Consider the following 13,944-nt stretch of genomic DNA (forward strand, 5'->3'; position numbering starts at 1 on the left):
TGACAGTTTGTCAACGTCGGTGCAACGGGCGCGTTTACTCGCACATGCCCAGTCGCTGATCCACTTGTCCGGGCTCGTTACCAAGCGATCCATCGCAGGATTTCTCAAAAGAATCAGGCCCGCGCCGGCATTTCCGGCCAGACTGCCCTGGCGAGCAAGCGGGTCGCTTTTTCCAAATGCAGTACTTTTGCCTGATTTTTTACTAGGAGTTCGTCAATATGCGAATCGCTCAAATCGCTCCGCTGCACGAGGCGGTTCCTCCCAAGCTGTACGGTGGTACGGAACGCGTGGTGTCCTATCTGACCGAGGCGCTGGTCGAGCAGGGCCACGACGTCACGCTGTTTGCAAGCGGTGATTCGCAAACCTCGGCGAAGCTCGAAGCTTTCTGGCCGCAGGCCCTGCGCCTCGACCCGACGATCCGCGATGTGATGGCGCCGCACATGCTGCTGCTCGAAGAAGCGCGCCGCCGCGCGGACGAATTCGACGTGCTGCATTTCCACATCGACTACTACCCGTTCTCTCTGTTCGCGCGTCAGCCTGTGCCGTTCGTCACGACGCTGCACGGCCGTCTCGATCTGCCTGAACTGCAGCCGATCTTCAACACGTTCAATGACGTGCCGGTCGTGTCGATCTCGGACAACCAGCGCATTCCGCTGCCGCAGGCGCACTGGCTGCAAACCGTCTATCACGGTTTGCCGGAAGACGTGCTCAAGCCGATTCCCAACGTCGAGCCCGGCTACCTCGCATTCCTGGGTCGCGTCTCGCCGGAGAAGGGGCTTGACAGGGCGATTCGCATCGCCGGGCAGGCAGGCATGAAGCTCAAGGTCGCCGCCAAGATCGACAAGGCCGACCGTGCCTACTACGAAGAAGTCATCAAGCCGCTGATGTCGTTGTCGCACGTCGAGTACATCGGCGAAATCGGCGAAGCTGAAAAGCGCGAGTTTCTCGGCAATGCGCACGCACTGGTGTTCCCGATCGACTGGCCGGAGCCCTTCGGTCTCGTGATGATCGAGGCGATGGCTTGCGGCACGCCGGTGATCGCGTTCAATCGCGGTTCGGTGCCGGAAGTGATCGAAAACGGCGTGTCGGGTTTCGTCGTCGAGGACGAAATCAGCGCGGTCGCCGCCGTCAAACGTCTGCACACGCTGCCCCGCGCTGGCGTGCGCAAGGCGTTCGAGGCGCGCTTCTCGTCGAAGGTGATGGCGCAGAACTACGTCGCCACCTATGAAGAGCTGCTGCGCCGCAAACATCGCACGGTGCTGCGCGAAGTCAACGCGGGCTGATTGGCGATTGTTTCGCCGCAGTTGTTTCGCGGTAGATAAAACGCTGTCGGCAGCAACTCGTTGCACGCTTCCTTCGTTGCTCTGAACGCCCCACCGGCACGTCGCCGGCGGGGCGTTGTTGCATGCGCGCTGCGTTTTTCGTCGGTGCACCACTGAAAATACGGGTTTCCGCGCGGCGCGAACGAGCCAGTCTCGGTAATATCCCTATAATTGCCGTGCCGCAAATTGGGCTGCGGTGCCGCCGACGACAGGAGGATGCCTTGGCGAGAACGAAAGAGACGCGCGCGAACGCCGCGCCCGGCGCCGGAACGATTTTTACGTTGCGCGCCATCGGTCTCGTGCTCGCCGCCCGCTGGTTTTTCTCGATGTCCGAGATGAAGCTGACCACCGCGCTGACCGCGATGGCGTCTTCACCGTGGGCATGTATCAACCTCGTTTTTCTGTTCCTGCTGATCTTCCTGCCGGGCGCGCGCGCCGTCGCCGAGCGTCCGTTCCATCCGTTGCCGCAATGGCTGCGTCAGGCGCTGCGCCTGTTCGCGTTCCTCGGGTTTCTGTTTGCGCTGTGGTCGGTCGGCGCGTTCGTCGCGAGCGCAGGCTGGCGTCGCGCGATGCAGGCGGTCGCGGCCAGCAACGGTTGGCTCGTCGCGGCGCCGGTGCTATATGCGGTCGTCTTGTGGATCTGCCGGCCGCTGCCGTTGTGGCGCACCAATGTGGCGGCGCGGCGCTTTGCGATCGGCCGCTATGCGGTGTCGCTCGATCCGCTGACCCGCACCGTCGTCGTGTGGGCCGAGCGGCGCAAGGTCGGGCAATACGATGCGCGCGAATTGTCGGTGCGCTGGGCGAGCGGTTCCAATGCGCGCGCGACGCCGGCGCCCGCGGTCGCGTTCGGCGCGCCGGGCAAGGCCGGCGCGTCAGCGGCGCCGATAGGGTCGGTCGCGGCGCCCTCGCTTGCGCGCAGCGCGTTCGGCGTACGTCCGAAGGTCGAGTTGCTGTGGGATTCGCCGGCCGCCGCGGGTCATAACCGGCAGACCGTTTTCCGCGCCGCGCTGACGACCGAAGGCGATCGCGTCGCCGCTCGCGCGCTCGACACCACGCTGCGCCAGGTCTGACGCTGCATGTTTTGTGCTATCGGTCACATCGCGTGGCCGATGCACGCATCCCGAAGCGACGCTTCGTCGATAATGCAATCAAGGCGCCCGGCCTGCAGGCGGGCGAGTGGGACACTCATCGATCTTCGCAGGAGTCGCCATGCTGGTTCGCTGGTTGCTTGCCGCCCTTCATCTGCTCGCTTATGGTTTTGCGCTCGCGTCGATTCTCAGACGCACGTGGTCGCTGCGTCGCGCGTCGGTGCCCGCCGCGTTGCGTTCGGTGTTCCGCGCCGATTCACGCTGGGGCATCGCCGCGCTGGTGCTGATCGTGACCGGCCTGATGCGCATGTTCGGTAGCTATGAGAAGGGCGCCGACTACTACCTGCACCAGCCGCTCTTTCACGTGAAGATGACGTTGCTGGTGCTGATCCTGATCCTCGAAGTGCCCACGATGCTCGGCCTGATGCGCTGGCGCGCGTCGATCCGCAGCGGCGCGGCGCCGAATCTGAAGAAGGCGCGATCTTACGCGCATTTCAGCGTGATCCAGACCGTGCTGCTGGTTCTGATGGTGTTTGCCGCGACCGGAATGGCGCGCGGCATCGGGTTGCCCGCCGGCGCGGTGTAGCGCGGCGGGCCTTCTATTGCCAGGGGCTGGTGGCGCCAGGCGTGGCATCGTTTGCCGCGAAGCCTGGTGCATGCCTGCGTCGCGCTAGCCGACCAACAAGCCAGAATCGTCGACCCGGTCGGCTTTGACCTTTGCCGACTCGCGCACGAGCTCCGGCTCGCCGAGACCCTTGATCAGCTCCAGCGCCTGACGCTCGAACAAGCGACGGTACAAGCCGTTGTCGCGTTTGATCAGCGCGTCGTGGCTGCCTTCCTCGATCACCTTGCCCTTGTCGAGCACGAGGAGCCGGTCGAGCGCGCGCACCGTCGACAGCCGATGCGCGACCACCAGCGTCGTGCGCCCCTGCATCAGCCGCTCCATCGCGCGCTGGATCAGCACTTCGCTTTCGCTGTCGAGGCTCGACGTGGCTTCGTCGAGAATCAGGATCGGCGCGTCGGCGAGAAAAGCCCGCGCGATCGCGACGCGTTGACGCTCGCCGCCTGATAGCTTGATGCCGCGTTCGCCGACCAGCGTGTCGTAGCCGTTCGGCAGCGCGGCGATGAAGTCGTGCGCGCTCGCGAGCCGCGCGGCCCGCTCGATGTCGGCGCGGGTCGCGCCGGGCCGTCCATACGCGATGTTCTCGGCAAGCGAGCGGTGAAACAGTACCGGCTCCTGCTGGACGATCGCGATCTGGCTTCGCAGCGACGCTTGCTGGACCTGCGCGATGTCCTGGCCGTCGATCGTGATCCGCCCGCCCGAAATGTCGTGAAGGCGCTGGATCAGCTTGATGAAGGTCGTCTTGCCCGAGCCGGAATGACCGACCAGCCCGACGCGCTCGCCCGGCGCGATGCGGATGGAAAAGTCGTCGTAGAGCGGCCGGCTGTGCGCGCCATAGTGAAACGACACCTGCTCGAAGCGGATCTCGCCGTCGCGGATCGCGATGGCGCCGGCGCCGGGACGATCCTCGACGCCGAGCGGCTGACTCTCGAGCGACACCAGTTCCTCCATGTCGTTGACCGAGCGCTGCAGGTTACGGATGTGCATGCCGATGTCACGCAGATAGCCTTGCAGCATGAAGAACATCGTCAGCGCGAACGTGATGTCGCCGACGCTCGCTTCGCCGCGTGCCCACAGCAGTAGCGCCACGCCGAGAATCGCCGCCTGGATCGCGGCCAGCATGCCGCCCTGGAGGCCGCCGTTGAGCGTGCCGCGCACCCACGTGCGGCGTGTGCGTTGCCGCCATTTGCCGATCACGTGCGCGAGGCGCGCTTCCTCGCGCGCTTCCGCGCCGAATGCCTTGACGACGCCGTTGCAGCTGACCGCATCGGCGAGCGCGCCGCCCATGCGTGTGTCCCACGCGTTCGCGAGACGCGCGGACGGCGCGACGAAGCCCAGCGACACCGTCACGGTCACGCCGATGTACAGCAGCGAGCCGATGCCGACGACGTTGCCCATCATGGGCCAGCGCGAGCCGAGCAGCAGGGTCGCGCCGATCAGCATCACCAGCGATGGCAGCAGCGCGATCAGCAGCGTGTCATTCAGCAGGTCGAGCGCCCACATGCCGCGCGTGATCTTGCGCACGGTCGAGCCGGCGAAGCTGTTCGCGTGCCAGTCGGTCGAAAAGCGCTGCACGCGATGAAACGCGCGCGCGGCGATCTCGCTCATCATCTTCAGCGTGAAGCGGATGATGTTGAAGTACACGCCCTGGCGCAGCAGCGTCGCGGTGAGGCCGAGCGCGGCGAGCGCGCCGAAGGCCGCAAGCGCGTGATGCCAGACGGGCGCCGACGACGCCGGACCGGCCGCGATCGCGTCGACGAGACGTCCGGCGAAGACCGGCGTCAGGATGTCCGCGCCCGCCGTGAACAGCGCGAGCGCCGCGATCACGACGATGCGCCCCGGCTGTTGCGCCCAGTGACGGAAGGTGAAGCCGAGGACATCCTTGAAGGCTTGTCCGCGAAAGTCGAGTTTTCTGTTAGCCATTTGCTTTGGGCCCGGGGAAGCACGAGCGCGCCGAGATTCCAGTCAGAAGCGAAAAAGGGGTAGACAGCCAGCGGATGCCGGAATCCGCGCGGGAACGCGCGAAAAAATATGACGGCAAACAACGGCAACGGAACAACGGACTGTCTGGAATGAACGCGGTGCGCCTGCCGAGGCGGCGGCGCATCAGCGACAACGCTGCGGCTTCAAGGTCGTATCGGTCGCGGCGGACGGGCCGGCGGTCGTGGAACCATGCGGGGGAGCGCGCGATGCACTGCAAACATGGGGCGCCTCCCTGAGATGGTTCAAGATGGAGAAACCGGACGGAGCCGGACCGGGCGAATGCCCGTTTGCCGAATATAGCAATAGTGCGGGGCGCTCGCCAACCTACGGAACGACGTGGTTCTATAGCCAACGATATCTCGTATGGCGCATGCGACGTATTTGCCGGCAAATAGAAAAAGGGCTTACGCATTGCTGCGTAAGCCCTTTTGTCTTCGGTGATCGACACACCAAGAATCTGGTGGGTAGTACTGGGATCGAACCAGTGACCCCTGCCGTGTGAACCCGAAAACAGCCCCGGAAATACGACTTCAAAAACCAGTGGTTCGTTATTTTACAATGGTTTGCGGTTGCTGCGCTCCGTTCGGTGTTGCCTGTTGTTGCTTGTCATTGCGCCACTTTTGCGCCAGTCCGGGCGTGCTGCGCGCGCGATTGCCCGCTTTGCCATCTTGGCGCTCTGCACTTCTGCCATCTTGGCCCTACGTTGGCAAGCGGCGCGGTGAATACTGAATACCTCGATGCCTCCGATGCCTTGGGGGGAATCGTTGCCGGTCAGTTCATCATCATGGATAAGACGGTATGGGTGGGCGGAGTATTCACGCCCACCGAACCACAGGTTCAAGTGTCTTACGATGTCCGGGTGATGCAATGGCAATGGCGGTGACGGAGGCAATGAGGCAGCTTCCGCGGCATCAAAGACCGCAAAGTATTCGTCGCGCGCGGCTTCCAGGGCGGCCGCGTCTCTTTCAGCACTGCCGTTGAGCAGCCGGGTGAGGGCAGCATGAATTGTCGCTTTGATCATGAGAGACAAGTTGTCATGCTTGCCGAGTTCAAGTTCGTCCAAGAATTCTCGCGCAGCTGCTAATCCGGCTTCGGACTCCTGTTGGTCTGCCTTTGCAGCCTTCGCAGCCTGCTCGGCCTCCCAGCCCACGAGGTCGAGATCTGCGGCGGTAGGCGGTCTTCGATAGCACTCCCATGTGACTTTGCCTCCCAGGCGCTGAATTTCTGCAACCCATCTTTTGTATTCACCGGCCATTTCACTGCCGTCTTCGGGCTCGCGGAATTCCCGCTGACCACTTGGCCCATGTGTGTACATGGGCAGCAGTCCATCTAGGATGCGGCGCTGACCGTCCACGAACAAGCGAACGGCGGCCTCCCTATCTTTTTTGATGTCGTCGGCGTTCCGGGAGGTCGTTGCTGCATTTGCAAGGCCAAGTTCGCACAGGTCGTCTTGCGTCAGGAAGCCTTGGCGATAGGCGATGCGCACGATTTGCAGTAGTCGCCCCCAAGGCGGCACCTGCTTACCGCGCAGATACCTTCCGTAATTACTCCCGTCGGCCGGTTCGATACCCAAACGGAATTCGAGTTCCGTCTGGGTCAGGCCGCTCCTTTCCAGAATGCATTGAAACAGGCTGCTCGCAGCAGCCTGTTTGCACTTGTATTCGATCGTTTCCCGCTTTGCGGTCATAGCCTAACTCGCGCACAACGCCATTACGGTGACTTGTCGATGATACGTATCGTGACCCCATCTCGCAATAGTCATTGAGGGGAATCAAATGCAAGCAAAATGGTCTGCGCAGGAATCTATCAATAGCCATCCCCAACTCAGCGCGACTAACTCGATACTAAAGGCTCGAGACTTCCGTTCAGAGTTTCATGCTCTGGATCCGCTGGCGCTAATCAACGCAGACGAGTTTGCAGCGCTGCTGCGCATCACCCGCGCGGCCTTCAATTTTCGGCTCCACGTTGGGAAGGTCCCTGATCCCGTGATCCGCGAGCACCGCTGCGTGCGCTGGCGTGTGGCAGACGTGCGCGGGTGGATGGCTGGCATGTTGCCTGTCCCGGCTCAGCCCAATAGCACACTTGGCGCGCATGACTCGCATAGTTCGGGTTCACGCCGCGGTCGCCGACGTAAGTCGGATGCGCAATAAATACAGTGTGAAGAGGCGACGCTCGTGCAGCGAGGTGACGAACTACTACTTCTTCCGGCTGCGGCCGCGGAAGAAGCATCGGTAGTTGCCGACGCGCGATCGCGAGGTAAGCCTGTTGCTGAAGCCCTTCGCCGTGTCCCGCGCGTACTCGAAGCAGCGGCGGCGGCTGAGGCTGCACCGCGTGGAATAGACGGGCGCGACGCTTGGAGAGCCGATAAAAGCGTGGAGTTGGTGATCCAGAAGGGACGCCTTGTCCCCGCCCGTCACCAGCAGCGCGATTTTTTCGTGGCGGACATCTCGGATGCCACGCCGAAGGACGACATGGCGAGTATGGAGCATCCGCTGTTTGCATTGAAGGCAGGTGATAGGCGCGTGCGCAGCTATGGGCGCAACGGCGTGACGGTCAAGGTCATGCCGGGCGCTTACGGTTGCGCGACGATCCACGACAAGGACATCTGGATCTACTGCATTAGCCATCTAGTGGAGGCGATCAATCGGGGTCGCGAGGACGTTGGGCGTGTGGTGCGTTTTACGGCCCACAATTTCCTTGTAGCGACGAACCGGCGTACCGATGGCGACAGCTACAAGCGCATGGGCGATGCCTTGGTGCGGCTCGGCGGTACACTCATCGAAACGAACATAACGACCGACGGCTACCGCGAGAAGCGAGGTTTCGGACTGGTAGAGTCGTGGTGCGTCATCGAGCGTGATCACGACGACCGCATGGTAGCTGTCGAAGTGACTCTGCCGGACTGGCTGTGGCGCTCGGTCAAGAGCATGCAGGTGAAGACTCTCAGCCGTGAATATTTTCGACTGCGTAAGCCGCTGGACAGACGCATCTATGAGTTGGTTCGCAAACACGGCGGCGCGCAGGCCAAGTGGCGCGTGACCCTTGCAGTGCTGCACGAGAAGAGCGGCAGTACCGACACACTGCGCAAATTCCGGGCCGCCATTAAGGCGCTGGCAAAGTCCAATGAACTGCCCGACTACCGCGTGGTGTTCGACACCGCGAGCGACACGGTGACGTTCTACGCCCGCGCTCAGAACGGTGCAACGGCCCAGATAACGGACGTCCTGGTTGGGTTGAGCAAGGACAAACGTCCGTGAAACCACGTGTCGCCTGCCTTGTGGAAAAGTCTGCCGCGTCTGTGGATAGACACGTGGTTTCACGGACGCTTCGCCTGTGGATTGACACGTTGTTTTACGGACGCTCCGATCCGTGGTTTCACGGACGCAAATACCCTGCAAAACGTTATCTGGAAAGGGTCCCAGAAACCGTAACGCGCGCGCGCAGTTAACCAAAACCTTTTTAAACCTTAACGTATTCCGATGGATACAGGTTCGAGCCGACAACACGCCCCCGCAAGCGGGGGCCAAAACGGCGCTCCGCGCCTTGACGGCCCCCCCGGCGGTCAATTCAGTGCCCAGCCGGATCGTCCTTACGGGCCGCCGCTCTTCCCACGCCTACGGCGCGGGTCCCGGTGCGGCTCGATCCGGGCTCGCGGCGCTCCCAATTCACATGGTCGGCCAATGAGGGCTTTGGCTTGCAGAGAGGGGACCTATGGTCGAGTCGACATTCTCGCGTGGGCAAGCCCCGTGGGGGCGCGTCAGGCCGAAGGCAAAACGTCGCGGGGAGCCGGTGGTCGGCTGCGGAACGCCGGCCAACGAGCCGGCGCTGTCCACGCTCTCGCGGGGTGGGCAGCGCAGCCGTCCAGGGGCGGGCGCGGGAATGACAGGCAGCGCACGTCATCACCGAAACCCGGCAGCGGTGGCTACGATTCGTCGAAATTCTTCGCCGCCGAACACCAGTCGATCCCGATTTCCAACATGCCGAAATCGTGTCGGTCTCTTGTCCAGACGGCATGTCGGACAAGAGGGGGCCTGGTCTGTTTCAGCCACAACAACGACATGCGAATGCATGGCTGGTTGTGGCTGAAACAGACCAAGCCCCCAACCCCTCAGGGGTCGAGGCGCGCAGCGACTCGGGGGTGGTGCTGGGCCGATTTCTAACCGTCAAGAAATCGATATCGCCGACACCTACCAAGGACGAATTCACACGCTGTGACAACCTAACCATAGACGCGCACAATGGGAAAAGCGAAAAAACCCGCTCTTAAGCTGCTTCCGCCAGACTGGCGTGAGGCCCTATGGAGGCAGGCATGCGAACCGCAATGGCGGGACTCCAGACCACAACTGCTTCCTGCACTAGCTATTCTTTGGCTCACTGGATGCCGTTCGGCAGAACTCGCAAACGGTGCGCATGTGATTGTGCGCGGCGCTCATCTCCTGATAAAGATAAAGGGCGCGAAGTGCGTTGACGCCGGTCGACGGGAACGGGGGCAGCCGACACGCATCATCGGATTTGCGATCGACAACGATGCCAATCCAGCATTGAAGCTTCTGCATGCCTTGTCTGCTCACCATGCAATCGATGGGACGGCTGAGTTCACGATTGCGCACGACAAGGACTATCTTTACAACAGTGTCGTTCAGCTTGGAAAGAGCACTTTCCCAAGGTTGCGGACGCGTGTCAGTCCCAACTGTTTCCGGCACCAAGTGGCCTCCGATATGAAGGCTGATCCCAGCATCTCGTTAGAGCACGCTGCCAAAGTCATGGGCCATCTGAGCGACTACAGCATCGGAAAGTATGGGCATGCCGCTCACGGTCGGAGAGGACGAGGGGGGCGGGTCACTGCGCCTTTCGTTCAGACGACGAGACCAATCAAGCATTCACCAAAGGTTGATCGTTTGTCCCGCTTTAAGGTAGCAAGTGCGAAGCGGCGCGATCACAAGCCGGCGTGACTGAATGGGACACGCCGATGACCAATGCGTTGATGCTGCGTTGATACGACGAGGTTGAACTCTGTCGTGAGAGTCCCGGCCGACACAATGCGTCGTTTCTGCGTCGTTTTGGGGGAGCGGCCTTTGTTCAGGGAGAACCGGATTTTCACAATGCGTCGTTGCGACGTTTTCGCTCGATGCTGCCGCCTGCCACGCATTCGTTAAGGGAAGCGACGGATGAATCCAAGGACAATGAGAAACTTGTGCAACGGCGTTCGCCGGCCCCCTGAAGGCGAAAGCATATCGAGCGGCTGTGGGAGTAAACGAGGCGGACGCAACGCGCGGGCCGCAAGCTGAACTCGCATACCCGCACTTATCCTCGCTATCGGCGCATGGTGGAGCTTATCGAGCCCATCAGGGCGATGACGAGTCCGGCCGCAAGCCGAGACCCCCAGATTATGAAGCTGCTGCAGCAATGCTGGAGGCCGGATTATGCGTCTTTTCGTCGATACCGAATTCACGGACTTCATCGACTGCGACCTGATTTCGATCGCGCTCGTCGCCGACGATGGCCGCGAGTTCTACGGTGAGCGCTCGGATTACGACGATGCGACCTGTACCGCGTTCGTGCGCGAGGCGGTGATACCGCAACTCGGCCAGCATCCGGGCCGGGTCTTCACGCGCGATGCCTTGCGCGCCGATCTCCTCGCGTGGCTGGCTCAGTTCGACAGCGAGCAAGAGCGCATGCTGTGCTTCGATTATGCGGGCGACTGGGATTTGTTCGTGGATCTTCTCGTCGGCGATGTGCCGGATGGCTGGTTGGCTTGCCATATCGGCCAAGCGCTGCGCCCCGAACGCTCGGAAATGTACTTTCGCGAGCATGGCGGCCGGCATCACGCGCTGCATGATGCGCGCGCGAGCCGATATGCGATGCAGGACTGACCGCGCGCGGCCGATGCGTAAAGGTCAGGTTTCGGGGATGGCTCGACCGGCTCTACGGCGCGAAAGGTAAAAGCTTTTGGGAGACTCGACTGGCGCCGCATCGCGAAAGGTCAGGGTTTCGGGGATGACGCAATCGCCCCGGCAATCAACGAAAGGTCAGGGTTTCGGGGATGACGCGACCGACGCTGCATCGCGAAAGGTCGGAGTTTTAGGGATGGCTCGACCGATGCACGCCGTCAAGGCAGAAAAGCTCGGGCTCGCCGATGAAATTGTCGCCGCGGGTTGCGCACTGGAGGCAGCCCGGAAAATGGCGAAGCGATTTGCCGATGGGCCGCCGCTCTCGCGACCGGGCGCGGACTCAGGCGTTTCTCTCGTGCTTCGGTCCGATTCGGGAAGTACTTCGCGCTGCCTCGACATCAGATGAATGAGGTCGACACTGGGCAAAATTGAAGCGTCGCCTATGTGGCGTCAATGAACGATCGTAGAATCCGATGTCAGTTTTTTTGATCAGGAAAACTACGCATCCTCACAAATTTCGACCTTTCTCTACCAACTTGACATCCATTAGCCGGCCGGAGTTCTAACAGCAGCGTCAGGAGACGATATGTAAGCGCCTCGCGTGGGCCATTCGTTTTTTTCTCGACGACGCGGTGCGAAGCGGGACATGCTATCCCCTTTGGGTATTTTGCATTACCCGGTAACGAGTTCGGACATGTCGTTACCGGGTAACAATGAACGAGGGGAAGCGGATGGCACAAACAACAGCAGAGCGGCAGGCGGCCTACCGGGCGAGGCGGGCGACGGCTGGAAACGATGGCAACGGCGAGCGGCGGCTTGACATGTGGGTGACCACTGAAGCCGATCTCGCGCTCGCACGGCTGGCACGTCGTTACTCGGTAACGAAGCGTGAGATGCTGGAGCGGCTGGTAGTGCGGGCGGACGCGGCGATCGTGCGCAGGCTCGATCCGCACTCCACAGAATGGGATACCTACTTCCAGGTTCCACGATAGCCCTTCATAGTTACCGGGTAACGAATCGCTTCACCGGGTGCAGTCGGCGACTGACTCAGCGCGTGTGAGTCGTTCCGGGCGAGCCGGGCGTGCTCTCGCGCGCTGTTGTTCAATCGGAGCCGCAGGTTGGGGGTGGATTTTGCAAGTATGCGGCAACACGCCAGGGTAGCAATTCGTCAACGCAATTGATCGGTAAGTCCGTATGCGGGGGCCGTTCCCAACGTTACACGCGTGTGAGGCATGATCGAGATGGCGACCTGGAGGGTAACGGGTAGATCGGGGGAGATCGTGTCCATGATCGTCGATCATGGACACGATCTATCTGGATCTCTCCGGCAATCAGACGGTAGGTGCCGGCGGGCTGGCCTGCCTGGGCAGCTTGTCGGCCACGTTCCAGGGCAGCAGCTCATCGATGCGATTGATTTTGTGATCGGCGATATGAGTCAGGACGTACTCCAGGTAGGCGCGCGGGTTGATGCCGTTCAGCTTGCACGTCCCGATCAGGCTGTACATCGCGGCGGCCCGCTCACCTCCGCTGTCGGAGCCGGCGAACATGTAGTTCCGGCGACCGAGGGCGACACAGCGCAGGGCGTTTTCGGCAAGAGCGTTGCTGATCTCCAGGCGACCGTCTTCGCAGTACAGCACGAGCGCGTCCCATTGGTTGAGGGAGTAGCGGATCGCCTTGGCCAGCTCGGATTTCGTCGACAGCGCGGCGATCTTGTCTGTCATCCACGCTTTGATGGTTGCGAGCAGCGGCACGCTCTTCTCCTGTCGTACGCGCTGCCGCTCGGCGGCCGGCTTGCCACGGATGCCGGCCTCGATGCCGTACAGTCCGCCAATCAGCTCGAGCACGTGTCGGGTCGCTTCGGTCGGCGTGCGCACGTGAACGTCATAGATGTATCGCCTCGCGTGATCCCAGCATGCGGCCTCGCGGATCTTGCCGCCCGCGTACAGCTCGTTGAAGCCGCCATACGCGTCCGCCTGCAGGACGCCCTCGAACCCGGCGAGATGGGCCTGGGGATGGATGCCTTTGCGGTCGGGCGAATACGCGAACCAGACGGCGGCCGGCTTCGTCGAGCCCGAGCGGCTGTCGTCGCGTACGTACACCCACAGTCGTCCAGTCTTCGTCTTCTTGTTGCCGGGTGCGAGCACTGGGATCGGCGTGTCGTCCGCGTGCAGCTTGAAGGTCGCCATCACGTAACGGCGCACCGCCTCGGTCAGCGGCTCGCACAGGGCCTCACATTGGCCGACCCAGCGGCCCGTATTGGCCGGATCGAGCTTCACGCCGTCGCGCGCAGCGATCACCGACTGTCGATACAGGGGTTGATGGTCAGCGAACTTCGACACGAGGATGTCGGCCAACAGGCTCGGATGGGCGATACTGCGCTCAATCGGCAGACCGGGCATCGGCGGCTGGGCAAAGTGGTTGCAGCACGGGCAGACCGTCTTGCGCCTGATCGTGCGGATCACCTTGAACATCGCCGCGACCCGGGCGAGTTGTTCGGACACGTCTTCGCCGAGCGGCTGCATGGCGCTGCCGCACTCCGGGCAGGTCGAATCGGGTTCGAGCACCTGCTCTTCGCGCGGCAGATGAGGCGGCAGCGCTTCCTTTGGGGACGTGTCGCCGACGGCTGCGCTCGCGGTCGACGCGCGGGCGCGGCGGACATCGGCAACGCCACGCCCGGCAGTGAGCTCCTCCAGTTCAGTCTCGAGCCGCGCGATCTGCCGGTCCAGCTGCTCGGACTTGCGGCCGAACTGCATGCGCTTGAGCTTGTCGATCTGCGCTGTTCCCCTCCGTCTCCGATTACTTCGACCCTCGCATCATGCGACAGGTCTGCTCGGACTAGGGAACGGCCGTCGCGAGGCGATTACCCTTCAGGCGCTCGATCTCGAGATCCCGCTCGGCCATGTCTCGCAGCAGCCGCTCGATCTCGCAGCGCTGTTCGACCAGCGACGCATGCTGCGCAAGCACGATGGCTTGCAGGGCGTGGACATCGTCGGGGAGATCGGCGCCGTTCGACATGCGGCGCAGTTTACGAGCCTTCC

Annotated in this window: 9 protein-coding genes and 1 pseudogene; 6 read left to right on the plus strand and 4 right to left on the minus strand. The window is 62.3% G+C overall.

The genetic code is table 11. The features are described 5' to 3' along the window. Window positions 1–218 precede the first annotated feature (218 nt). The 3 genes from OKW35_RS32580 (at window position 219) to OKW35_RS32590 (ending at window position 2,996) form a co-directional block, all read left to right on the plus strand. Window positions 219–1,283 (plus strand): glycosyltransferase family 4 protein, encoded by a 1,065-nt coding sequence (locus tag OKW35_RS32580; RefSeq protein ID WP_429554220.1) that lies wholly within the window; start codon window positions 219–221, stop codon window positions 1,281–1,283. Window positions 1,284–1,543: 260 nt separating this feature from the next. Next, on the plus strand, window positions 1,544–2,392 hold the full coding sequence (locus tag OKW35_RS32585; RefSeq protein WP_429554221.1) for a hypothetical protein: 849 nt from the start codon (window positions 1,544–1,546) through the stop codon (window positions 2,390–2,392). Between the two features lie 139 nt (window positions 2,393–2,531). After that, the gene (locus tag OKW35_RS32590) at window positions 2,532–2,996 is read left to right on the plus strand and encodes a DUF2214 family protein (protein ID WP_184006244.1); all 465 of its coding nucleotides are present in this window, start codon (window positions 2,532–2,534) and stop codon (window positions 2,994–2,996) included. Window positions 2,997–3,080: 84 nt separating this feature from the next. Here the strand turns inward: OKW35_RS32590 and OKW35_RS32595 are convergent, their stop codons facing one another. Together OKW35_RS32595 and OKW35_RS32600 are read right to left on the minus strand one after the other, a co-directional pair. Then, window positions 3,081–4,955 carry an ABC transporter ATP-binding protein gene (locus OKW35_RS32595; RefSeq protein WP_429554222.1) on the minus strand — a complete coding sequence of 625 codons (1,875 nt, stop codon included), beginning with the start codon at window positions 4,953–4,955 and terminating at the stop codon, window positions 3,081–3,083. A 613-nt stretch (window positions 4,956–5,568) separates the two neighbouring features. Next, window positions 5,569–6,702, minus strand: coding sequence for a hypothetical protein (locus OKW35_RS32600; protein ID WP_429554223.1), 1,134 nt, complete (start codon window positions 6,700–6,702; stop codon window positions 5,569–5,571). 685 nt (window positions 6,703–7,387) lie between these two features. Here OKW35_RS32600 and OKW35_RS32605 point away from each other — a divergent pair. After that, the gene (locus tag OKW35_RS32605) at window positions 7,388–8,272 is read left to right on the plus strand and encodes a replication initiator protein A (protein ID WP_429554224.1); all 885 of its coding nucleotides are present in this window, start codon (window positions 7,388–7,390) and stop codon (window positions 8,270–8,272) included. A gap of 1,098 nt (window positions 8,273–9,370) precedes the next feature. On the opposite strand, the gene OKW35_RS32610 is transcribed toward OKW35_RS32605, so the two are convergent. Continuing rightward, a complete protein-coding gene (locus tag OKW35_RS32610; RefSeq protein WP_429554225.1) occupies window positions 9,371–9,718 on the minus strand; it encodes a hypothetical protein in 348 nt (115 codons plus the stop codon). Between the two features lie 720 nt (window positions 9,719–10,438). Between OKW35_RS32610 and OKW35_RS32615 the strand changes: the two genes are divergently transcribed. Both OKW35_RS32615 and OKW35_RS32620 read left to right on the plus strand, forming a co-directional pair. After that, window positions 10,439–10,888 (plus strand): hypothetical protein, encoded by a 450-nt coding sequence (locus tag OKW35_RS32615; RefSeq protein WP_429554226.1) that lies wholly within the window; start codon window positions 10,439–10,441, stop codon window positions 10,886–10,888. Window positions 10,889–11,637: 749 nt separating this feature from the next. After that, on the plus strand, window positions 11,638–11,898 hold the full coding sequence (locus tag OKW35_RS32620) for a hypothetical protein (RefSeq protein ID WP_429554227.1): 261 nt from the start codon (window positions 11,638–11,640) through the stop codon (window positions 11,896–11,898). 339 nt (window positions 11,899–12,237) lie between these two features. Here the strand turns inward: OKW35_RS32620 and tnpC are convergent. After that, window positions 12,238–13,921 (minus strand): annotated as a pseudogene (tnpC, locus tag OKW35_RS32625) (IS66 family transposase). Between the last annotated feature and the right edge of the window lie 23 nt (window positions 13,922–13,944).

Source organism: Paraburkholderia sp. MM5477-R1 (genome assembly GCF_050436385.1).
Taxonomy (GTDB): domain Bacteria; phylum Pseudomonadota; class Gammaproteobacteria; order Burkholderiales; family Burkholderiaceae; genus Paraburkholderia; species Paraburkholderia tuberum.

What these genes read in the sequence shown, in the direction of transcription:
- OKW35_RS32580 (WP_429554220.1), top strand. Translation starts at nt 219, where the DNA reads ATGCGAATCGCTCAAATCGCTCCGCTGCACGAGGCGGTTCCTCCCAAG.
- OKW35_RS32590 (WP_184006244.1), top strand. Translation starts at nt 2,532, where the DNA reads ATGCTGGTTCGCTGGTTGCTTGCCGCCCTTCATCTGCTCGCTTATGGT.
- OKW35_RS32595 (WP_429554222.1), bottom strand. Translation starts at nt 4,955, where the DNA reads ATGGCTAACAGAAAACTCGACTTTCGCGGACAAGCCTTCAAGGATGTC.
- OKW35_RS32600 (WP_429554223.1), bottom strand. Translation starts at nt 6,702, where the DNA reads ATGACCGCAAAGCGGGAAACGATCGAATACAAGTGCAAACAGGCTGCT.
- OKW35_RS32615 (WP_429554226.1), top strand. Translation starts at nt 10,439, where the DNA reads ATGCGTCTTTTCGTCGATACCGAATTCACGGACTTCATCGACTGCGAC.
- OKW35_RS32620 (WP_429554227.1), top strand. Translation starts at nt 11,638, where the DNA reads ATGGCACAAACAACAGCAGAGCGGCAGGCGGCCTACCGGGCGAGGCGG.